This is a genomic window from Congregibacter sp. (assembly GCF_965662665.1).
Taxonomy (GTDB): Bacteria; Pseudomonadota; Gammaproteobacteria; order Pseudomonadales; family Halieaceae; genus Congregibacter.
Genome location: NZ_CBFIIF010000015.1, coordinates 43635 through 65677, shown reverse-complemented (window position 1 = coordinate 65677; position 22043 = coordinate 43635). Strand labels below are relative to the sequence as shown.

Sequence of the window (22043 nt, the reverse complement as noted above, 5' to 3'; positions counted from 1 at the left end):
GTATTATCCCCGCGCCTTGGCTCCCTAGCAACTTGGCAAATGTTGCCTTGATCACAGTTTGGAGCAGCACCCCACCTCGCTCTACAATGCGTCTCCGAATCCCGCCAAACCACTCCAGAATTTATGTTATTCGCTCCTCTGCTGGCCGACTGTCCCTGGCCTACAAAAACAGGCTCTCGTACCGCGATAGGTCCGTTTTTTGGCAGCACGGCTTCGCTGTGCATCGCTGAACTGGCGACGGAAGAGCGCTTACTGGTAGCTTTTACGGAGGACACGGCGCAAGCACAAATGCTCGCCCGGGAGCTGCCGTTCTTCCTTCCAAAGGACTGCGAAATTCTCCAACTGCCAGACTGGGAAACACTGCCCTACGATAACTTTTCGCCGCACCAGGACATCGTTTCCGAACGTCTTCGCACACTCCACCGACTCCCGCAAACCCAGCGTGGCGTTTTACTGCTGCCCATGGCGGCACTCATGCAGCGGCTGCCCCCTCGCCACTACATCGAGGCCAATAGCCTGCTGCTGGAAGAAGGGCAGTCCCTGGATATTGAAGCGCTGCGCACAGCCCTCTCAAAGAGTGGATACCGCGCCGTCGACACGGTCTATGAGCATGGCGAGTTTGCCGTTCGCGGCTCTCTCATGGACATCTACCCCATGGGTAGCAAACTACCCTTGCGCATAGATTTGCTGGACGACGAGATTGATTCCTTACGCTGCTTTGACCCGGAAACGCAGCGCACCATTGAGAAACTGTCCAGCGTGGACCTCCTCCCTGCCCGGGAGTTTCCCTTGGACAAGCCTGGCATTCAGGCATTTCAGCAAAGGTGGTACGCCCGCTTCGACGTCGATCATGACCAGTGCCCCATTTTTACCGAGCTCAGTGATGGTCGCGCTCCGGGTGGCGCGGAGTATTACCTCCCGCTATTTTTTAATAGCTGCGAATCATTGCTGGATTATCTGCCGGACAACGCAGCACTGGTTACGCTGGGCGATCATTACAGTGCGGCGACACGGTTTTGGGAGGAGGCATCGCGACGCTTTACCGACTACGGTGTGGATCCCCGGCGCCCGCTCCTGTCACCGGCGGAGCTGTTTATGCCGGTAGAGGAACTCTTTCAAGCTCTGGGCAATCACGCGGTCCTGGAGATGCGCCATACCGCTGAAGCGCCAGCGCACATCACCACCAGCATCGAGCCGCCCCCTCAGCTTTTGGATGGCGAAAACGAAACGGGACTCCCTGTTCGGCTGAGAACACTCCTGGAAGGACACAGTGGTCCCGTTTTGCTCTGCGCAGAAACCCCCGGGCGTCGAGAGATCCTCATGGAGTCGCTAGACAAGCCCCCGGCAGAAGTTAACAGCTGGAGTGACTTCGTGGCATCTGGCAGCGAGTTCGCGCTGGCGGTAGCACCCATCGACCGCGGTATAAACCTCGGACCAAAGGCGCCCATGCTGGTTACCGAGACCCAGCTCTTTGGCGAGCGAGTAGCGCAGCGGCGGCGACGCCGAGGCCGTGATGCCTTGGACCCGGAAGCCATATTTCGGGACCTCAACGAATTGCGCGAAGGATCCCCGGTTGTGCATGCCGAGCACGGCATCGGACGTTACATGGGCTTAACGCACCTCGACGTTGATGGAGCCGCGGCCGAGTTTTTAACCCTGGAGTACGCGGATCAATCAAAGCTTTATGTGCCGGTGTCTTCTCTGCAGCTCATCAGCCGCTATGCCGGCAGCGACCCCGAGCACGCGCCTCTGCACCGTCTGGGCTCTGAACAATGGGACAAGGCTCAGCGCAGGGCGCGAGAGAAAGCTAACGATGTGGCTGCCCAGCTGCTCGAGGTCTACGCTCGCCGTGAAGCCCGCGAAGGCGTTCAGTTTATAAGTCCTGAAGAAGACTACGAGAGATTCGCCGCAGGGTTTCCCTTCGAAGAAACACCCGATCAGGCCGCTGCCATCGACGCTGTAGAGCAGGATATGTGTGGCACCGGAGTCATGGATCGGCTGGTCTGTGGTGATGTGGGCTTTGGAAAAACCGAAGTCGCCATGCGCGCTGCGTTTATCGCCACCGCCAATCAGCGTCAGGTTGCGGTTTTAGTGCCGACCACCCTCCTCGCCCAGCAACACTACAACTCCTTCCGCGATCGCTTTGCGAACTGGCCGGTTAAGATCGAAGTGATGTCCCGTTTTCGTGCCGCCTCGGACACCCGGGAAGTTGCCAAACGCCTGGCTGCAGGGGACGTAGATATCCTTATCGGCACGCACAAGCTCATACAAAGCGACGTCAAGTTTTCGGATCTGGGTTTATTGATTATCGATGAGGAGCACCGTTTTGGTGTTCGTCAAAAAGACAGCATTAAAGCCCTTCGCGCCGAAGTGGACATACTCACCCTGACCGCAACACCGATACCCCGAACGCTCAATATGGCGCTGGGCGGCATGCGCGACCTGTCAATCATCGCCACACCACCGGCACGCAGACTGTCCATCAAAACCTTTGTCCGCGAACACGATCACGGCCTGATAAAAGAAGCGGTATTGAGAGAATCCCTCAGGGGTGGGCAGGTTTTCTATGTTCATAACGAGGTTCGTACCATTGAACAGCGCGCCGAGGCCTTGAGAGAACTCCTGCCCGATCTATCGGTAGCCGTCGCCCACGGCCAAATGCATGAGACCCAGCTTGAGCGGGTCATGTCGGACTTCTATCACCAGCGACACCATATCCTGATCTGCTCGACCATTATCGAAACAGGCATCGACATCCCAAATGCGAACACGATTATTATCGATCGAGCCGACAAGTTTGGACTGGCGCAACTTCACCAGCTTCGGGGCCGGGTTGGACGGTCACACCATCAGGCCTATGCTTACCTTCTCTGCCCCCCAGCCTCGGCGATGACCACCGATGCGGGCAAGCGCCTCGAAGCAATAGAGGCGGCGGGAGATCTGGGCGCCGGCTATCAACTGGCAACTCACGATCTCGAAATTCGCGGCGCCGGCGAGTTACTGGGCGATGAGCAGAGCGGTCAAATCCAAAGTGTAGGGTTTGCCATGTACTCCCAGCTGCTGCGACAAGCCGTGGAGGCACTGCGCCGGGGCGATATTCCTGATGTGGACGCACCCCTGCAGGCTATCACCGAAGTTAACCTGCACAGTCCCGCACTCATACCCGACAGTTATCTTCCTGACCCTAATATGCGGTTAATACTCTACAAGCGCATTGCGGCCTGCGAGAATGACCTGGCACTTCGTGAAATGCAGGTTGAGATGATTGATCGATTCGGACTCCTTCCCGCCCCCGTGAAAGGCTTGTTTATCGCCAGCTCCCTGCGCCTGCTTGCCCAGCGCTGTGGGATCAAAGCCCTGGAGCTTGGGGACGCGGGAGGCCACATCGACTTTGCCGATAACACCAACGTAGATCCCCTGCAGTTGGTGACACTGGTGCAGGAGCAGCCCCTGCAATACAAACTATCCGGACCGACGCGGCTACGCATAGAGCGGGCCCTGCCGGATATCCAACGGCGAGAAGAACTCGCCAGAGAATTGCTCCAGCGACTGGCAGGAGAAGCTCTAGATGAAGCAGCCTAGCATTTCGTTACTCGCTGTTTACGCCTTCGCCTTGGCATCCACCCTGCTTAACCGAGATGCGCTGGCTGAGGTTCCCGAAGAGCTCGCTGAGAACTGGTACCGCACCGAAATTCTGATATTTGTGCGCGAAAGTGCCGACAGCCGCTTGGCGGAGCAGTGGGACCCTCTGCCCACCCTCGAATATCCAGAGCGTTATCGCTACCTACTGGATCCCAAGATGGCGGACCGCCGAGTCGAAGAAAGCCTGGCCTACGAGAGCGCTATCGACGCCCGGGGAACCCAAATCCTTAAAGTCCCCGCGCCCATAGAAGAGCTACTGGACCACTCGCGTCCTGACGCCCTGACCACGCCGTTGACTGATCTGGACCTGTTAGCCATCGTTGATGACGCAGATCCCAACACAGCGGACGCTCTCAACCCGCCAGAAGATACCGCCGCGCAATTGGAAGGCGGTCTTAGCAATCTACCAAACGATCCCAACGGCCCTAATCCTGACCTCGAGGAGCCCCAGATTGACCTGACCAGCCCCATTGTCAGTCTCCCCTACGTACTCCTCGATAACCGGAGTCTCGAGTTTCGCGCCCAGGCTCGAAGTTTGCGGCGCCAGGGTAACCGTATTGCCTTTCATGGCAGCTGGTGGGCGCAGCTCAACGAAGCGAATGAAACCCCCGCGCTGATCATGGATCGCTCCGGAGACATAGATAGCCTGGATTGGCCGGCTCTTCAGGGCAGCCTCCAGGTCTATCGCTCCCGCTATCTGCACATCGCCCTTGACCTGTGGTTGAACACCCTGGGTGAGTACTTACCGGAAGCGTGGCAGATCGACCCTCCTCCGCTGTCTCCGTCATCCCTGGTAGTAAAGACTCTGGGGGGACGGGAGATGAACCCCTGGGCTCCCGTCAACGATAGTGCGCTTCTGGACACCGCAACCGACCCCTTATTGGCGCAGAGCCCTGCGTCTAGTGATCCTGAGCCCCCTCAGCTTGAGATACCGGTTGAAGAGGAATCAATTGGTCCTGAGTATCCCTGGCGGCACGCTATCGTGCATCGCCAAACCCGACGAATGCGCTCCGGAGAGATACATTATCTGGATCATCCGGTCGTCGGTGTGATCATCAAGGTCACGCCAATGAGCGAAGAGGCGCTCCCTCTTCTGCCTCCTGAGGAAAGAGAGTTTCGCGAGCGTCATGCCTTGCCCATCGAGTTACTGCCGATCGACGATGAGAGTGCAGAGGACGAAGACATCTAGCTGATTGGTTAAGCCTTAAGAAACGCTGTGACCACAGCACCAAAGAGAGCGGTTTCCGTCAGAAGCGTCTGGCGTATGTCATCAATAGAGATAGGTGCATCGTTCAAACCGGCGGCAGCATTTACGACCATACAAATCGCCGCATAGGGGACTCCCAACTCCCGGGCCAAGGCCGCTTCCGGCATCCCGGTCATGCCCAGCAAGTCACAGCCATCACGAGAAAAACGCGCCACCTCGGCGGCAGTTTCCAGCCTGGGCCCTTGCACCACTCCCAGCACCGCCGAGTCAATGCAAGACACGCCGGCGGTCTCTGCTGCTCTGAGAATCTCACTACGAAGCACCTCGTCGTAGGGATGCGTGAAGTCCACATGCAGAAGTTTGCCGCTGCTCCCGTCATCAAAGCTGTGCTCCCTCCCCCAAGTGTAGTCGATGATCTGATGGGGAAGCACTAGCTTGCCACTTGTCATCAAAGGATCAATGGCACCCACGGCATTGGCTGCGATGATGCGCTCTACGCCAAGCTCTCTCAGAGCCCACAGGTTAGCGCGATAGTTAACCCTGTGAGGTGGAATAGGCTGGGCGTTACCTCCATGACGGTGAAAGAAAAACACCTTCTTCCCCGCGTATACACCCTCTTCTATGGCCATGGATGGCTGCCCATAGGGTGTCTCGACCGCGTGTGATGCCAACACCTCCAGACCATCAAGACTATTGAGACCAGTGCCTCCGATGAGTGCCAGACTCATGCGTTCAACTCCTCTGCGGGACCCGGCATCAGCAGCGTACGCGTAGGAAACGCGATGTCAGCGCCATGCTGATGCACTATCTCCAGGACCTTTATGAGCACGTCCTGCTTCACGCCGTGATACTCCACCCAATTGGTCGTTCTTGTATGACAGTACAAAAAGCAGTCCAGCGACGAACCACCGAAGGACTCAAAGTTAACAATAATGGTCTGGCTCGTATCGATGGCCTCGTGAGCATTGAGCATCTCACGGACGGCCTCAACCACGGCCGCAAGGACCCTGCTGTCGTCGTAGCGTAATCCAAACTTTTCGTAAATACGCCGATTGAGCATTCGCGATGGATTCTCAATCACAATTTGACTGAACACCGAATTGGGAACGTAAAGCGGCCGCTTATCAAAGGTGCGTATGCGCGTTACGCGCCAACCGATGTCCTCGACGGTACCTTCCAGCGCCCGATCCGGTGACCGCACCCAATCTCCAATGGTGAAAGGCCGGTCCATGTAGATACCCAGTCCACCAAAAAAGTTCGCCAGTAAATCCTTTGCGGCAAATCCCACAGCGATGCCACCAATACCGCCGAAGGCCAGCAAACCGGACACAGACACGCCCAGGGTCTGAAGAAGCATCAACGCTGTGATCAACCACAGTGCGACACGTAACAACCTGGCCGTGGATCGCACAGTTGCCTTGTCTACCGATGCGCCATCGGCGAATTTGGCGAGTACAACTTGCTCCTCGATGTTGGCGATGAGGCGATGCAGAAACCAGGGCACGAGAAGCACCAGCGAAGCATGGAGAACGGTTAAGGCGACCTCTCTCAGGGACGCCAAAGCGGGTAATAGCGCGAACAGCAGCGTCAATAGCAGCAACCACCAGGCTAGTTTCGCGGGAGCGATAAGCGCGACCACAAAAGCGTCGTCCCACTGCTGAGTAGACTGCTGCGCCAAGCGGTGGACGCGCCGGAGAAGCGCTCCGATCACCCATTGACCAACTAGCGCAATGAGCAGCAGCCCCCCCGTAGCCACCCAGACCCAGGGTAAGTTGAGGCTATTGGCGACGTGTGCAAAAGCAACCGCGAGTTGTGATTCCATGGCGATCCCGACTGGTTTTAGACTATTTGAGCATGTAGAAAACGCCCTTAAGGCGGTGAAAGTATAACAGCGACCCTACAAGCTTAGACGCTTCGTGCAACGGCAACGCCAAGTGATTGAATAGCCACGGTTCCTTCAAAAGTGCTCACGCGCAGGGCAATAACTGTCACTTAATCCTGACAGTTTTCTTCGCTGGCATCTCCCCAAAATGCTGATAGCTTTAAGAGTCCTAGGGAGAAGAGATATGAGTCAATTTGTACCAAAACTGGGCCGCTGGTATCAGGATCGCGAGAGCGGCCAACTGTTTGAAATTGTGTCCCTCGATTTAGATGAGGCCAATGTTCAGGTCCAGTACCTGGACGGAGAGCTAGCCGATTTTGATCTCGACGTCTGGGCGGAACTCAGTTTGCGCACCGCAGCGGCACCCGAAGACTGGCGCACGCCGTTTGAACTGGATGACGCTGATGAGATCGACCCGGACGCAGCGATGCACCCCCTGCAGTGGAGTAGCCCTCTATCCAATATCGAGCCGGACACGGTACTGGCAATCGAGGACGTCTAGCGACGGCGTTTGTCTGTCATTGGCGTTAACAGCGCGACAAGCTTTTAGGGAGTAACTGACTGCGAAGATGCGCGGCAAAACGTCGCAATAAGATTAGTTGCTCCGCCGCGTTTACTGTATATAATCACAGGCACTGTACAAATTCACAGGTGCCTCATGCTCAAGCTTACTGCTCGTCAGGAACAGGTTCTGGACGTTATCCGTCGTCATATCGGCGATACCGGCATGCCCCCTACCCGGGCCGACATTGCCCGGGAGCTGGGATTTAAATCTGCCAACGCCGCTGAGGAGCACCTCAAAGCCCTCGCCCGCAAGGGCGCCATCGAGATCATCCCCGGAGCGTCTCGAGGTATTAGGCTGCCCGAAGACGCGGGCCTGCCTATCGTCGGAAAGGTCGCAGCGGGAGACCCTATTCTTGCCGCAGAGAATGTCGAAGAACACTGCGCTATCGATCCGTCCCTGTTCCACCCCCCGGCGGATTATCTACTGCGGGTTCAAGGCGACAGTATGATCAACGTAGGCATTCACGATGGCGACCTGTTAGCCGTCCACAGCACGCCGGTAGCTGACAACGGCGCGATCGTTGTCGCTCGCATCGATGATGAGGTAACGGTAAAGCGGCTGAAACATGGTCGTGACAAGCGCCACCTGCAACTTTTACCCGAAAACGACGACCTGTCTCCAATCGATGTTGACCTCGCGGAGAGCAGTTTCGCCATTGAAGGCCTAAGCGTAGGGGTGATTCGTCGGTCGATGCAGTACTCGAAGCAGTACTCGAAGTAGTACTCGATTGGCAATCGCTATAGAGGATGCCTGGCTAACCAAACCGAATTGGCGGAATTGGCGGAATTAGCGAAATTAACAGCGCCCTAGACTTTCCAGGGCCTCAATCACCCCGGGGCTGAACAAAAAACCTTGTTCAAGGCTGCCGGCTTAGACACAGCCGATCGCCTCTCGAATCAGTGCAGGATTCGAGGGGCTGTTTGTGTGGGCTCAGTCTCTACTTCGACGTCCGTCTGCTCCGCGACCTCCGCGGCAGCCTGAATACCGGCCTGAATCATAGCTTTCGCCACTTCCAGTCCCTTATCCAGAATGTACATTCGGGTTTCGTCGGAGAAGCTGATGGTCACGAGAGGTTTACTATCGTCATCAGCACGTTGTAGAACTATGTCGCCATCACCGAGATCCACGATCTCGAGCAAAGATGTAGGCACGCAGTAACCTCTAAATGAGAGTTGCAGCGCAATGGTAGCAGTCCTGCTCCCTCCGGAACAAGTCGACTACGAGACAGGGCGCTCTAACACTCAGATAGCGAATCATCCATTCTGGTCATGGTGGCCGATAACGCATCTGCCCAAGCCATCACGACAGCAAAGCCTGCGACTTCACGGTCACTAACCAACAGCCCCTGCACAGATTGCACACTACTCTGGGCGCCCGGTGATGGACCTGCGCCCGAAGTATCCTCGAGCATCTGTGCCAGCCAGCCCGTTTTCTCCAGTTGGGTAAACTCAGCGATTTCGGGGCTTAGGGCCTTACCGGCATCAGGCCGCGGGAGATCCCCGGTATTTGCCGGCAGGGTAAGCGACGATGCTTCTTCGACGCCGGATACAGCTAAGAGAAACCAGCCATAGGCCTCCAGCAAGTGCATGCGCACCGCCGGCAGAAAGCCGTCTATGAGCGCGCTCTCGGTGTGCCTCGCTTCGCTGCGCATGCGATCCCAGGCCTCAAGCAGAATCCGCGCGCGGTAAAGCGCTTGATTCGCCTCCCCTCGCGTGCGCGACATCGCCTAGGACACCGGAGAGCTCTTGGCTTTTGCTTTTGCTTTGGCCTTGGCTTTTGTCTTCGCCTTGGCTTTCGCTTTGGCCTTGGGCTTCCGTTTAGGGGGAGCCTCTTGTATCTGCCAGCGTCCTCCGTCGTGGAATGCCTTCCAGCCCGTCGCCTTACCGTCTTCCTCGGTCATTACATATTGTTCTTTGGTCTTGCGGCTGTAGCGAATTTGCGCCGGGTTACCGCTTTTGTCTTCTGTGGGAGCGTCGAACAAAAACGTGTATTTTGGATCGATCTCATCTTTATGCGGGAGCAGCTCGCGCACGAGCGGCGCGCGCGTCTCACGATGCTTGGGAAACTGACTTGCGGCAAGGAACAGTCCGGCAGCACCGTCGCGCAACACATAGTGATCCTCGACTTTGTCGCAGATCAGCTCGGGCATCTGCACGGGATCCATCTTCGGGGGCGCTGGCTCTCCACTGCGCAAAAGCTTACGGGTGTTCTTACATTCGCTATTGGTGCAGCCAAAGTACTTACCGAAGCGGCCCGTCTTGAGCTGCATTTCGCTACTGCACTTATCACACTCCAGCGTAGGACCGTCGTAGCCCTTAATCTTGTACTTACCCAGCTCTACTTCAAAGCCTGAACAATCCGGATTGTTACCGCAGACGTGCAACTTGCGCTCTTCGTCAATGAGGTAGCTGTCCATTGCAGCATTACAAAGCTTGCAGCGATGCTTGCTACGCAATAGTCGCGACTCAGCCTCATCATCCGCGTCCGCATCAACAACCTCATCGCCGGGAATCAGGTTAACGGTTTCTTTACAGCGCTCTTTTGGTGGCAAGGCATACCCGGAGCAGCCAAGAAACACACCGGTACTCGCTGTGCGTATCTGCATGGGCCGCCCGCAGGCCTTGCAGGGTATATCGGTCATCGTTGGCGCGTTGGACTGCATACCATCAGGCTCTGGCAGTTCAGCACGCTCTACCCGCTCTTTGAAATCACCGTAAAACTCATTTAGCAACTGACGCCAATCAAGCTCACCATCTGCTACGGAGTCGAGACGCTCCTCCATGCCCGCGGTAAAACCGTAGTCGAGAAGATCGCTAAAGCTGCTCTCGAGACGATCGGTAACAATCTCACCCATCTTCTCCGCATAAAAACGACGATTCTCCAGCCGCACATAGCCGCGGTCCTGAATCGTGGAAATAATCGATGCATAGGTCGAGGGGCGACCGATGCCGCGCTTCTCGAGTTCACTCACAAGCTTGGCCTCACCGTAACGCGATGGCGGTGCGGTGAAATGCTGCGCCGGCTCCAGCGTCAATAACGTTAAGGGATCACCTTTGTTGAGGTCCGGCAATACCATATCTTCGGCTTTACGACCCTGAGGCGGCTGCACGCGAGTGTAGCCATCAAAACGTACGATACGACCCCGCGTCGTTAAGTGGAACTCGCCCGCTGCCACAGTAATGGTGGTCGATGTGTATTCGGCGGCCGGCATCTGGCAGGCCACAAACTGTCGCCAGATCAGCTCATACAGACGCTCGGCGTCCCGCTCCATATTCTGCAAATGCCCCTGCTGGACGTTTACATCGGAGGGGCGAATCGCTTCGTGCGCTTCCTGTGCATTATCGCTGGATGAATAGCGGGCGGCCTGCTCCGGCAGATACTGCTTGGGGAAATTACCTTTGATGTAATCTCTACAGGCTGTCACTGCATCCGCACTCAGATTCGTCGAATCTGTTCGCATATAAGTAATGTAGCCGGCCTCATAAAGGCGCTGGGCCAACATCATAGTCTTCTTCACACTAAAACTTAGACGCGTACTCGCCGCCTGCTGCAGCGTCGAGGTGATAAATGGCGCTGGGGGCTTGGAACGCGTGGGCTTGTCTTCGCGATCACTGACAACATAGTCTGCTTCCGCAAGCGCATCCCGCGCTGCCATAGCATCGGTTTCGTTATTGGGACGAAACCTTTCGCCACGCATGCGCCGAACTTCAAAGCGCGCTTTCTCCGCGGCCTTGTTCTCGAGATCCGCATGAATCTCCCAATACTCCTCCGGGACAAACGCGCGTATTTCACGCTCTCGCTCGACGATAAGACGCACAGCTACCGATTGCACCCGACCTGCAGAAAGGCCGCGCGCGACCTTCGCCCAAAGCAAGGGCGAAACCATGTATCCCACAACGCGATCGAGGAACCGTCGTGCCTGTTGGGCGTTAACCCGCGCCTGATCAATTCGCGATGGCTTGGAAAAGGCATCCTGGATAGCCTTTTTCGTGATCTCGTTAAAAACTACGCGCTGATAGCGCTCGTCATCACCACCGATGGCCTCACGCAAGTGCCAGGCGATAGCTTCTCCCTCGCGATCAAGATCGGTCGCGAGATAGACGGTGTCTGAGGTTTCGGCAAGCTTTCGAAGTTCCGAAACCACCTTTTCTTTGCCCGGCAAAATTTCGTAGTTCGCTGCCCAGCCCTCGTCGGGATCAATGCCCATACGACGAACGAGCTGCTCTCGCGATCGGGTCTTTTTCTGGATAGCCTTCTCTTCAGGGGACATCTTGCGCGTCTGCGCCGCCTTGGCCGCCCGCTCCTTGGCGTCTGTTGTTGTAGCAGAACCCGCCGTGGGCAGGTCGCGAATGTGCCCCACGCTCGACTTCACCACAAAGTCATTACCCAGATACTTGTTGATAGTCCGGGCCTTTGCAGGTGATTCGACAATGACGAGAGATTTACCCATAGGGCTTGAAAACCTGTTGTTGTGTAAAGTGTTGTTTAAAGTGTTGTTTAAAGTGTTGTTTAAAGTGTTGTTTAAAGTGATGGTGCATGTTTGTGCACTTAAAATTGGTCACTTTTTTATTACTATTCAGCTCCCTGGAAACGGCCGAAGGGGCGCATATATATAGACCCACTGAGTTCGGGTCAAGAGAAGCGTTGTTTAGGAGGGTACGATTTTGCCCCGCCATTGCTTCAATAAGTCGGCAATTTCCTGCACAACGGCTTCGTCGCCGCGCTCATGCCAAAAGACCCCGCAGCTCTCCTCGGATAGTCCTAAAGCAAGCACAGCCTCCGGAAGTGCCCTGGCTATTTCAGGAAGCTCCAAACGCCCTGGGCGACTGCTCCAGGTGCCCTGCTCGCGATACCAGGCGCAGCGTTCCCTCGCTGCTTTCCTTGACGCAGGAAGCCTTAGGCCGTAGTACAGCACCTGTCGTTCGGTTGCTGCTAGGCGGGCCAGCCGCTCGGGCCCCAAAGGCAGGTCACGAAACTCCACAAACAAGCCGGCCAGGGCTGCTGCCTCGCGAAGGCGCGCCTGATGCTTCTGCCGCTTGGTCGGCATGAAGTGCCACAATGGTGCCAGCGCCAGCAACAAAACCAGCGCAATAATGGCGTATCCCACAGAAAACTCCTGCATTCTATTGATTTAGTCGATGTTTTCGACGCAAACCACTGTGTTATAAATGAATGGTCTCGGACCTGCATGCTATCAGCAGCGCCGTAGCGCGACGCAACACCCGACGCAGGCAAGACAATAGTCACGAGATTTGTGACCTAGACTACCCCTAACATTCAGGTGTGGAGAGCTTTTATGTCCAACTACAATAAAATTCTCATGGCGGTCGATCTCAGCGAGGATTCAGACACCGTTGCGGAACGTGCTCTGGCTATTGCACGGAATAACGATGCCGAGCTTCATATCATCCATGTCATTGAACCCCTTAGTTTTGCCTATGGTGGCGACATACCCATGGACTTCTCTGGCATTCAGGACGAAATCCATCAGCAGGCCGAACAGCAGTTGGAGAAATTCGGACTCAAACACGGTGTAGATAAAGAACGTCGCCACGTTGTTCTGGGTCGGCCCGAAGTGGAGATTCATACGCTTGCCGAGGAAATGTCGGCGGGGCTCATTGTAGTCGGCAGCCATGGTCGCTACGGACTGGCGCTGCTCATGGGTTCCACAGCCAACGGCGTCTTGCACGGTGCCACCTGTGATGTGCTCGCTGTGCGCGTAGGCTAGCTGAAGTCTTGCTGTCTTAGGGCGCGATAGCTGCATCGCGCAAAAACGCCTGTAGCTTTTGAGCGTCAAAGGGCCAGCGCAGCTCACGCCCGCTGCGCCCAGCATCACCTTCGGCGTTATCCGACACCGTGTCGTCCGAGCTGGCATACAGCACGGGAATCAGCCAGCCGTAACGCTCAAAAAGAACGTCGTCATTGGCGATATCGACCACCCGCCACTGCAGCTTTGGCTGCAGCTGTCGCGCGCCATGCAACAGGGCCTCTGCCTCTTCGCAGAGATGACAACCTACGGTGCTATAGAGAATCAGCGGGACTTCCTTCATCATTCCGCCTCCTTAGGCAGTTGAGCTTAACATGAGCGAATTCCGCAAACCGGAACGGCAGGAACGACGACGCTTCCTGACCGTTTACGGCCGCAAGGCCGTCCTGGAGGCACTGCAAGACCCGCAGATGGATTGTCGAATACTGCATCTTGCGAGGAGCAATCGCAGTGGCGGCGTTTTAAAGGATATCCAAAGAGCGGCTGCAAAAAGAGCTCTGGATTTTCGCGAGCATACTCGTGAAGAGCTTGCGCGCATTTCCCGCAACGGACGGCAAGATCAGGGGGTGGCGCTGGATGTGTACTGTCCTGCGATGCGCGAGCTGGACGATTACGTGGCGTCACTTGCGGACGTGCCGCAGCGTCTCCTGGCTCTGGACGGCGTGACGAACCCACAAAACATGGGCATGGTGATCCGTAGCGCGGCCGCGGCGGGGATCGACGGAGTGCTCTACGCAGATCGAGGAAACCCCGCCCTTGGGCCACTGGTTATCAAGGCTAGCGCCGGGACCGTGTTTCGCGCCCCTCTGCTCCGCTGCCAGTCTGTAAGCACTGCCAGTAAGACGCTCTGCGATGCCGATTTTACGCTTTATCGGCTGCAGGCCAGCGGCAGGCGAACGCTTTTTGATGGCAAAGGTTTTGCGTCCCGTGCCCTCTTTGTACTTGGCGGAGAGTCCGCCGGGATATCCAGAGAGCTTTCTGCGCTCCCTGGAGAGAATCTATCTATTCCTATGAGTAACGGCGTGGAATCTCTTAACGTCGCTGTGAGCGGCGCTCTGGTAGCTTATCTTGCGGCCACGGGAGCCTAGACTGCGCGAAAGCGTCACTGCTTAACGCGACAGATAGGTCATCGCGTCTTCCAGGCCCTTGAGCGTCAAAGGGTGCATACGCCCTTCCATCAACTTATGGGTGATGGAGATAGACTGGGTGTACTCCCACTCCTCCTGGGGCACGGGGTTGATCCACACCGCCTTGTCATAGGTTTCGAGAATACGGCGCATCCAAACCTCGCCGCTCTCCTCGTTCCAATGCTCCACGGACCCACCGGGCTGGACGATCTCATAGGGCGACATGGAAGCGTCCCCAATGATGATCACTTTGTAGTCGTGGGCGTACTTATGCAGGATATCCAACATGTTGGTACGTTCCGCATGCCTGCGCACATTGTTCTTCCACACGCTCTCGTAAAAGAAGTTGTGGAAGTAAAAGCTTTCCATGTGCTTAAACTCTGTGCGCGTAGCGGAGAAAAGCTCCTCGCAGACACGAACATGCGGATCCATAGAGCCGCCAACATCAAAGAACAGCAGCACCTTCACCGCATTGTGACGTTCCGGAACCATGCGAATATCCAGCAGCCCGGCATTCCTTGCTGTGGAACGGATCGTGCCATCTAGATCCAACTCATCCGCTGCACCGTTGCGCGCAAACTTGCGCAGACGACGGAGCGCCATCTTGATGTTCCGCGTGCCCAGCTCGACGCTATCGTCCAGGTTTTTGAAATCCCGACGATCCCATACCTTCACGGCCTTACCGTTACCGCCATTGGGACCTACGCGGATACCCTCAGGATGGTAGCCTTCCTGCCCAAAAGGTGATGTACCTCCGGTACCCACCCACTTATTACCGCCTTCATGTCGCTTTTTTTGTTCTTCGAGACGCTTCTTGAATTCTTCGATGAGCTTCTCGAGCCCACCTAAAGATTCAATTTTTTCTTTTTCTTCATCCGACAGCTGCTTCATAAACTCACTGCGCAACCAGTCATCGGGAATCATCGCCTCGATGACATCATCGAGGTCCTGAAGCTCCTCAAAGTGCGCGCCAAACGCTTTGTCAAATCGATCGAAATACTTTTCGTCTTTGACGAGACAGGTGCGGCTAAAGAAATAGAAGTCATCCGCACTGCCAAAGGCCACGTGCTTGCTCAGACCTTCGTAAAGATCCAGAAGCTCACGAGTGGTGACGGGAATCCCCGCGTCGCGCAAGGAACTAAAGAAATTTATCAGCACGCTTAGGCCCTCAAGTCAGCCGTTTACCGCGTCTCTCGGCGATGCATAAACGCAAGTCGCTCGAGTAAATGAACATCCTGCTCATTTTTCAGCAGCGCGCCGTACAGCGGCGGAATGGCTTTGGACTGATCCCGCTCACGGAGAATCTCATCGGGAATATCATCGGCCATGAGGAGCTTAAGCCAGTCAATGAGCTCGGATGTCGACGGCTTCTTTTTTAAACCCGGCACCGAGCGCAGATCGAAGAAGACTTCCAGCGCCTCTTGAACGAGGGTTTGGGTGATGTCGGGATAGTGCACGTCGACGATGCGTTGCATCGTGCTCTTGTCCGGGAAGTTAATAAAGTGGAAGAAACAGCGGCGCAGGAACGCATCGGGCAATTCTTTTTCGTTGTTACTGGTAATGATAATGATGGGCCGGCGTGTCGCCTTGATCGTTTCCCCGGTCTCATAGACGAAAAACTCCATGCGATCGAGCTCTACCAGCAGGTCGTTAGGGAATTCGATATCGGCCTTATCAACCTCATCGATCAGCAGAACAACCTGCTCCTCGGCCGTAAACGCTTCCCAGAGTTTTCCTTTCTTGATGTAGTTTTTGACATCATGCACTTTGTCGTCGCCCAGCTGAGAGTCTCGCAGGCGGGAGACCGCGTCGTACTCGTAAAGGCCTTGCTGTGCCTTGGTTGTCGACTTGATGTGCCACTGAATCAGCGGCAAACCCAAGCCCTCAGCAACCTCTTCGGCGAGCATGGTTTTACCCGTGCCTGGCTCCCCTTTAATCAAGAGGGGGCGTTGAAGAGCAACGGCGGCGTTCACAGCCATGCTTAGATCTTCAGTAGCGACGTAACGCTCAGTACCTTCAAACTTCATTGACGGGGCTCCAGTTCAAAAAATGACGATCAAGGACACACAGGTCGTTGACCAAAAATGTGAGGGGCGCAAGGGTACCCAAACCAGCCAAGAGCGAGCAAGTCAGTCGTGCCTAGGTATTTGAAGGTTCAAGAGACGGTTTACGGCTAAGCCTGCTCAAAACCAGCGCAAGTACAAGACCCAGACCCGCAGCAATCGCGGTGAACATGAGCAACGGTCTGAGCGCGTGCTGCGCGGCCTCAGGCCCCTGACTGAACCACTGAAAGGCCAAAACCACCAGAGCTGGCGCAAAGGTATCCGCCTCGGGCTGAATCAGCGCCGGGGTCAGTAAAAGACCGAGGAGCGGTAGTGAGATCAAACACTTGATGGCAACGGATCGTCCTCGCAGCATCCACAGATTCATCATTGCAACGGCCAGTAACGCGGACAGTACATAGACAATCAACGCCGTCAGGTAAGCACTGCTAGTGAGCATCGCCTGTGTCCTTTCCTTGTTCTTGGCTGTGACGGGGATTGAACATCGCCTCGCTGCCGGATCCTGGCGGCATCTGCACGTAGTATCCTTCGCTCTCAAGAGCCGCCACCACAGTTGCAGCATCTGCCAGCGCCAAATTTCGCGTGGGCTCCAGCACAAACACCAGTGCAGACTCGGGAGTGCCGAATACACTGAGCAGAGTTTCCGGTACCCGCGTCATACCCTCATCGCGTTTAACGTACAAATACATGCCCTCTTTACGAGGACTCCGGAAAACCTCACACAAGAGCTTCATGATCAGGCCACTCCGGGCAAGGAAGCGCCCAGAGGTTCTATGACCGCCTCCCAGCGCCAGCCTTTCCATCGTTCGGGCACCACGATGTCGACACCCGAGGCCTCGCGTAAGAGCAACTCAAGATCAGCACCGGAGATTAAAATCTCTGGCGCGACTCCCATATCAGCGGCAATACCTTTGGCCACTTCGCGAAGCGCCTTGAGCAGATTACGCTGGGAAGACACAAGAGGTCCGGGTAATGCCTCGGGAAGCTTTTCCTCCGCAACATCCAATGCACCCTGCACACAGGCGACTATTGTTGGGCCCTGCCTGCGTAATACTGCTGCAGGCAGCACATCCAGGTCAGCCAGCGCTTCTTGATCCTGTGGCTGCGCCTGGGCAATTGCCAGGAACGCCTTGTCTTCGACTATCCAGCCTCGGGGTTTATCCACGTTGCGGGCAAGATCTTCGCGCCATTCGCAGAGCCTGCGGAGCGCTTCTAACTGTCGCCGGGACAAACGCGACGCGGACTTAACGCGCCGATACACGTCGCGTTCGCGAGCCTGAAGAAGACGAATGGCCTCTTCGCCCTCGGCGAGGACCCACTCCATACGGCCCTGATCCTCAGCCGATTGCTTAAGAATCTTCCAGGCGGGCACAAGCTCCAACACGTCCAGCGCGGCATAGTGGCACTGAGACTCGCTCAAGGGCCGTTTCAACCAATCCGAACGGGTTTCGCCCTTTTCGAGCTCAACGCCGAGCAATTGCTCGATGAGCGCGCGATAGCCCAAGCCGAATCCCATGCCCAGTAGCGCCGTAGCGCGTTGAGTATCTACCAGGGGTGTCGGTAACACGCCCAGCCAGTGTTTAAAAACTTCCAAATCCTCGCTACAGGAATGCAGCACTTTTACACGCGCGGGATCGGTCATGAGGGCGCGGAGTCCCTCGAGCTCAGTGATCTGCAAAGGATCAATAAGCCAGGCGTGGTCGTCTGCGCACAGCTGTAGCAAAGCGACGTGCGGGTAATAGCTGTTACGACGCATGAACTCCGTGTCCACGGCAATTTCAGCCGCGTCGTCAAGGGTAGCAAGAGCCACCGCTAACGCCTCATCGCTCTCTACCAGAGTCCAGCTCATGAGCCCGGCACCGGCTGGCGACCTGAAAAAGCATGCGCCAGTGTTGAACCATCCACATACTCCAGCTCGCCACCCAAAGGCACACCATGGGCAATACGCGATAAACGAGGAATGAGAGGTTCGAGCATTCGGCTTATGTAGTAGGCCGTAGCCTCACCTTCAACTGTGGGATTAGTCGCAAGAATCACTTCCTGCACCTCCCCGTCACGCACTAATGCTTCAAGAATAGGCAAACCGATCTCCTGAGGTCCGATACCATCGATCGGTGAAAGGTGGCCCATGAGTACAAAGTAGCGTCCGCGATAGCCCCCTGCTTGCTCGATAGCCAGAATGTCACCGGGGGTTTCGACAATACAAAGTAGCGTCCCGTCCCGTCGCGTATCGGCACATATTCCACAAAGTACTTCCTCAGCCAGATTGCGGCACTGCTGACAGCGGCCCACGCGCTCCACAGCATCCGCCAAAGAGCGGCTCAAAGTAGTCGCTCCATCTCGATTTCGCTCGAGCAGGTGAAGCGCCATGCGCTGCGCAGATTTTGGACCTACTCCCGGGAGGCAGCGCAAAGCCTCGATAAGGGCGTCCATGGCGGGACTAAAGCGGTGCATCAGAAAGGAAACTTAAAACCGGGCGGTAAAGACATGCCACCTGTTACATCCTGCATGGCTTGGCGATTGGATTCCTCTACGCGGCGCACCGCATCATTAACCGCTGCTGCGAGGAGATCTTCCAAAACGGCTTTATCTTCACCGAGCACGCTGGGATCGATCTCTACCCGTCGCACATCGTGTCTACCGGTCATGGTTACCGTGACCATGCCAGCACCGGACTCTCCCACCACTTCCCGGTTCGCCATGGATTCCTGTGCTTTTTGCATCTCAGCCTGCATCTTCTGCGCCTGCTGCATGATGTCACCTAAGCCGCCCTTCATGTTCAGTGCTCTCCTGTTACTTGCTGCATAGTGTACTCGCCCGACATCGTTATCACGGCTGATCGACGGTCACCGAGTCCTTAAGTACCGTCGCGTCAAACTCCTGAACCAGCCGCATGATCTGCGGATCTTCGTTGATCTCGGCCACTGCCACCGCCTGACGCTCTGCTTCCAATCTCAAACGGCGCATCGCAGGTGTCTCCTGAGACACCGGCCCCGGTGTGATCGCCACCTCGCAGGGCTCACCACACCAGTCCGATAATGCTTTGGCCACAATCGCCACATGCCTTTCGTTAAATAGATTAGCGCGACTCTCATCCAAAATGAGATGCCATGACGCGCCCTGTACTCGATCAATGATGCAGTGCGACGCAATATTCAGCGCGCTGCCGCTCAGCCCAAGGGCCTCGAGGGTCTGATACCAGGGCGTCTCAGCATCCCCATGACTTGTCTCAGCTACCCGCGCAGGCGACTGATCAGGATTGCTGCTGCCGGCCTCTGGCGTTGCGGGTTTCGCTGCGACCGCTGGGGTTTCTGCCGCTTTTGGCGGTGTTGGCGGTTTTGGTGCCGTAGCCTCATGACTGCCATGCGCCGCCGGGGGCGGCTCAGACTTTTTTGCGGCTTCTTCGACCTCCGGGGTCGACGAAGTGCTTTGGACCAAATCTTCGGCCGTTAATGTCGGATCAAGGACGCCGACGGGTCGGAATGCCAATAATCGCAACACCAGCATTTCAAAGGCCGACCGGGGGCTGCTCGCATGCGCAACCTGTGCGCGTGCGCTTTGTGCGAGTTCATAAAATAGCTGCACATCTTCCGCTGTCATGCGGGAAGCGAGGTCTGCAATGCGTTCCGCATCGCCAAACTCTCGATCAATAGCGCCGGGCACCGCTTGCGCAAGGGCGCAGCGATGCAGCACGCTAGCCACTTCGTCCACCGCTTGCGCAAAATCTACGCCCTGCTCCGCCATGTTTGCGCAGCATTCAATCAATGTCTTTGCATCGTCTGCCAGAAGCGCCTCAAGGAGTTCGTAAACGTGACGGCGATCGACGGAGCCCAACATGCTTGCCACTTCGGCCTCGCGCAGCGCGCCGTCGCCAAAAGCTATTGCCTGATCCGTCAGGCTTAGCGCGTCGCGCATACTTCCGGCAGCCGCACGCCCTAACTGCCATAGTGCGGGATCGTCAAACTCCACCTGTTCTTTTGCCAGAATGTCTCGCAGGTGCTCTACAACACGCTCCGCGGACATATTCTTCAGATTAAACTGCAAACAGCGCGACAGCACGGTCGCAGGCAGTTTTTGCGGGTCGGTGGTGGCGAGCAAAAACTTAACGTGCTCCGGTGGCTCTTCGAGTGTTTTTAGCAGTGCATTGAAGGAGTGGCCGGACAGCATGTGCACCTCATCGATGAGGTACACCTTAAAGCGTGAACGCGTGGGCGCGTACTGAACGTTGTCGAGCAGCTCCCGGGTGTCTTCAACTTTGGTCCGTGACGCGGCGTCAACCTCAATAAGGTCAACGCTGCGTCCTTCATTGATCTCTACGCAGCTACCACATTCTCCGCAGGGAGTTGCAGTTACTCCCTTTTCACAGTTCAGGCAGCGCGCAAGTATGCGGGCAATAGTCGTCTTGCCCACGCCGCGAGTGCCGGTGAACAAATAGGCATGATGAAGGCGATTGCTGTCCAATGCATGGCGCAAAGCCTGCAGGGCATGCTCCTGACCAACCAGGGCATCAAATGTGGCCGGGCGCCATTTGCGCGCCAGCACTTGATAAGACATGTCTATTCCGTCAGTGGACGTTCCGATTACCGGACCGTCATCTCAAACACGGGTTATACGCAAAGATTACCCGAGCCGAAATGGAAGCGGCCCGGACAGCCACACCCCGGCACATGTACCAGCAATTACCGTTGCTCCCTTCCGGGCCTGGCGGGATTCACTGCCTGACATTGCGAGGGGACCGCCCGGGCCACCCTAAAACCCCAACAATCGGGGACGCGCATTGTCGCCAAAAGCCCCCTCGGGAGCAAGGCGCAACATTGCTTGATTGCTTCCCTGAGTGGAAACCCTGAACGACTGTTGGCCCACAGAAAGTTTTTCGACAGACCTAATCCAGTTATTAGCCGCCAGCGTAGATGTTAATACCTCTTACATAATGTTATGCTTCGTAACATAGCGCCAATTTTGGATACAAGCCATGAATGCCAAAGCATCTTCCGCAACCTTGACCAGCAACCTCATAGCATTGGGTAGCGCTATGTTTGTGACGGGCGTCGTGACCTTTGCCCTGCATGCACGCGTATCCGCTGAGCAGGTGCCCACCCTCAGAGCCCCAATGCCGGTGGCCCACACACAGTACAAGGAACAGATCAGCTTTCGACGGGAGCAGCGCTTTCTGGGCCTGGTACAGGCCGCTAGCCGCAGTCAGGTAGGTTTTGAAGTCCCGGGGGCAATCGCAGAGATTATCGTGCGCGAGGGACAAGCCGTTGCAGCGGGCGAAGCGCTGGCAAGCCTGGACACGCAGGGATTGGAAGCCCGTCGACTCGCAGCGTCATCCACCGTTGATCAGGCAAGTGCAGAGCTCGAACTGGCGAGCGCAAGGACCGAGAGACAGGCTCCCCTGGTAAAGAGTGGCGCCATCTCCGCCCAGTTATATGACGACACGCGTTTGGCTGAGAAAGCCCGGCGGTCCGCGCTCGCGGCTGCCGAGGCACAATTACATGCGCTGGACATCGATTTAGAGAAATCGGTTCTTAGAGCGCCCTACGCCGCCCGTATTGGCCGTCAGCTACTGGACCGTGGAGCCGTGACACAACCGGGTGCGCCGGTATTTACCCTCACCTCTATTGAAGATCGCGAAGCGCACATCGGCGTAGCCGTCGAACAAGCGCGATATCTGTCCGTCGGCGACCGTTATCCCCTGCAATGGCGAGACCGCAGTGTTAACGCCCAATTGATCGCTGTGCGTCCGGACGTAAATCCGATCAGCATGACCACCGTGGCTATCTTCTCAAT

The 22043-nt window shown here is 56.3% G+C and carries 22 protein-coding genes and 1 other RNA gene; 7 read left to right on the top strand and 16 right to left on the bottom strand.

What is annotated here, in order from left to right; genetic code table 11:
- Nucleotides 1–123 precede the first annotated feature (123 nt).
- Together mfd and ACTG39_RS08285 are read left to right on the top strand one after the other, a co-directional pair.
- Nucleotides 124–3582, top strand: a complete 3459-nt coding sequence (gene mfd / locus ACTG39_RS08290) for a transcription-repair coupling factor (RefSeq protein WP_439107075.1) — start codon at nt 124–126, stop codon at nt 3580–3582.
- Nucleotides 3569–4831 carry a CsiV family protein gene (locus tag ACTG39_RS08285; protein WP_439107074.1) on the top strand — a complete coding sequence of 421 codons (1263 nt, stop codon included), beginning with the start codon at nt 3569–3571 and terminating at the stop codon, nt 4829–4831. Before mfd ends, ACTG39_RS08285 begins: the two co-directional genes overlap by 14 nt.
- 8 nt (nt 4832–4839) lie before the next feature.
- On the opposite strand, the gene ACTG39_RS08280 is transcribed toward ACTG39_RS08285, so the two are convergent.
- Together ACTG39_RS08280 and ACTG39_RS08275 are read right to left on the bottom strand one after the other, a co-directional pair.
- Nucleotides 4840–5577, bottom strand: a complete 738-nt coding sequence (locus ACTG39_RS08280; protein ID WP_439107073.1) for an S-methyl-5'-thioinosine phosphorylase — start codon at nt 5575–5577, stop codon at nt 4840–4842.
- Nucleotides 5574–6671, bottom strand: a complete 1098-nt coding sequence (locus tag ACTG39_RS08275; RefSeq protein WP_439107072.1) for a mechanosensitive ion channel family protein — start codon at nt 6669–6671, stop codon at nt 5574–5576. Before ACTG39_RS08275 ends, ACTG39_RS08280 begins: the two co-directional genes overlap by 4 nt.
- Nucleotides 6672–6915: 244 nt before the next feature.
- Here ACTG39_RS08275 and ACTG39_RS08270 point away from each other — a divergent pair, with 244 nt between their 5' ends.
- Together ACTG39_RS08270 and lexA are read left to right on the top strand one after the other, a co-directional pair.
- Nucleotides 6916–7233 carry a DUF6763 family protein gene (locus ACTG39_RS08270; protein WP_439107071.1) on the top strand — a complete coding sequence of 106 codons (318 nt, stop codon included), beginning with the start codon at nt 6916–6918 and terminating at the stop codon, nt 7231–7233.
- A 156-nt stretch (nt 7234–7389) separates the two neighbouring features.
- Complete coding sequence (gene lexA / locus ACTG39_RS08265) at nt 7390–8016, top strand: transcriptional repressor LexA (RefSeq protein WP_439107070.1); 627 nt, start codon at nt 7390–7392, stop codon at nt 8014–8016.
- 176 nt (nt 8017–8192) lie between these two features.
- Here the strand turns inward: lexA and ACTG39_RS08260 are convergent, their stop codons facing one another.
- The 4 genes from ACTG39_RS08260 to ACTG39_RS08245 all read right to left on the bottom strand — a co-directional run bounded on the left by ACTG39_RS08260 (nt 8193) and on the right by ACTG39_RS08245 (nt 12403).
- Nucleotides 8193–8447, bottom strand: coding sequence for a hypothetical protein (locus ACTG39_RS08260; protein WP_439107069.1), 255 nt, complete (start codon nt 8445–8447; stop codon nt 8193–8195).
- Nucleotides 8448–8530: 83 nt separating this feature from the next.
- Nucleotides 8531–9019: a hypothetical protein gene (locus ACTG39_RS08255; protein ID WP_439107068.1), complete on the bottom strand. Its 489-nt coding sequence runs from the start codon at nt 9017–9019 to the stop codon at nt 8531–8533.
- A 3-nt stretch (nt 9020–9022) separates the two neighbouring features.
- Nucleotides 9023–11746 carry a type I DNA topoisomerase gene (gene topA / locus ACTG39_RS08250; protein ID WP_439107067.1) on the bottom strand — a complete coding sequence of 908 codons (2724 nt, stop codon included), beginning with the start codon at nt 11744–11746 and terminating at the stop codon, nt 9023–9025.
- Between the two features lie 198 nt (nt 11747–11944).
- Complete coding sequence (locus ACTG39_RS08245) at nt 11945–12403, bottom strand: hypothetical protein (protein WP_439107066.1); 459 nt, start codon at nt 12401–12403, stop codon at nt 11945–11947.
- A 189-nt stretch (nt 12404–12592) separates the two neighbouring features.
- On the opposite strand from ACTG39_RS08245, the gene ACTG39_RS08240 reads away from it, so the two are divergent.
- Entirely contained in the window at nt 12593–13024 is a 432-nt protein-coding gene (locus ACTG39_RS08240; protein WP_439107065.1) for a universal stress protein, read from the top strand.
- A gap of 16 nt (nt 13025–13040) precedes the next feature.
- Here ACTG39_RS08240 and ACTG39_RS08235 read toward each other — a convergent pair whose 3' ends face one another.
- A complete protein-coding gene (locus tag ACTG39_RS08235; protein ID WP_439107064.1) occupies nt 13041–13349 on the bottom strand; it encodes a glutaredoxin family protein in 309 nt (102 codons plus the stop codon).
- A 28-nt stretch (nt 13350–13377) separates the two neighbouring features.
- Here ACTG39_RS08235 and ACTG39_RS08230 point away from each other — a divergent pair, with 28 nt between their 5' ends.
- Complete coding sequence (locus ACTG39_RS08230; RefSeq protein WP_439107063.1) at nt 13378–14151, top strand: TrmH family RNA methyltransferase; 774 nt, start codon at nt 13378–13380, stop codon at nt 14149–14151.
- Between the two features lie 21 nt (nt 14152–14172).
- Here ACTG39_RS08230 and ACTG39_RS08225 read toward each other — a convergent pair whose 3' ends face one another.
- The 9 genes from ACTG39_RS08225 to ffs all read right to left on the bottom strand — a co-directional run bounded on the left by ACTG39_RS08225 (nt 14173) and on the right by ffs (nt 20994).
- Nucleotides 14173–15348 (bottom strand): vWA domain-containing protein, encoded by a 1176-nt coding sequence (locus tag ACTG39_RS08225; RefSeq protein ID WP_439107062.1) that lies wholly within the window; start codon nt 15346–15348, stop codon nt 14173–14175.
- Between the two features lie 23 nt (nt 15349–15371).
- The gene (locus tag ACTG39_RS08220; RefSeq protein ID WP_439107061.1) at nt 15372–16217 is read right to left on the bottom strand and encodes an AAA family ATPase; all 846 of its coding nucleotides are present in this window, start codon (nt 16215–16217) and stop codon (nt 15372–15374) included.
- Between the two features lie 112 nt (nt 16218–16329).
- Nucleotides 16330–16692, bottom strand: a complete 363-nt coding sequence (locus ACTG39_RS08215) for a hypothetical protein (protein WP_439107060.1) — start codon at nt 16690–16692, stop codon at nt 16330–16332.
- A complete protein-coding gene (locus tag ACTG39_RS08210; protein WP_439107059.1) occupies nt 16682–16987 on the bottom strand; it encodes a YcgL domain-containing protein in 306 nt (101 codons plus the stop codon). The genes ACTG39_RS08215 and ACTG39_RS08210 overlap by 11 nt, the downstream gene beginning before the upstream one ends.
- A gap of 2 nt (nt 16988–16989) precedes the next feature.
- Complete coding sequence (gene rnd, locus ACTG39_RS08205) at nt 16990–18102, bottom strand: ribonuclease D (RefSeq protein WP_439107058.1); 1113 nt, start codon at nt 18100–18102, stop codon at nt 16990–16992.
- Nucleotides 18099–18707: a recombination mediator RecR gene (gene recR / locus ACTG39_RS08200; protein ID WP_439107057.1), complete on the bottom strand. Its 609-nt coding sequence runs from the start codon at nt 18705–18707 to the stop codon at nt 18099–18101. Before recR ends, rnd begins: the two co-directional genes overlap by 4 nt.
- On the bottom strand, nt 18707–19030 hold the full coding sequence (locus ACTG39_RS08195) for a YbaB/EbfC family nucleoid-associated protein (protein WP_439107056.1): 324 nt from the start codon (nt 19028–19030) through the stop codon (nt 18707–18709). Before ACTG39_RS08195 ends, recR begins: the two co-directional genes overlap by 1 nt.
- Nucleotides 19031–19082: 52 nt before the next feature.
- Nucleotides 19083–20807 (bottom strand): DNA polymerase III subunit gamma/tau, encoded by a 1725-nt coding sequence (dnaX, locus tag ACTG39_RS08190; protein WP_439107055.1) that lies wholly within the window; start codon nt 20805–20807, stop codon nt 19083–19085.
- A 90-nt stretch (nt 20808–20897) separates the two neighbouring features.
- Nucleotides 20898–20994: signal recognition particle sRNA small type (gene ffs / locus ACTG39_RS08185), an RNA gene on the bottom strand.
- A gap of 231 nt (nt 20995–21225) precedes the next feature.
- Here ffs and ACTG39_RS08180 point away from each other — a divergent pair.
- Nucleotides 21226–22043 (top strand): efflux RND transporter periplasmic adaptor subunit (locus ACTG39_RS08180; RefSeq protein ID WP_439107054.1); only part of this gene is annotated, 818 nt, incomplete at its 3' end.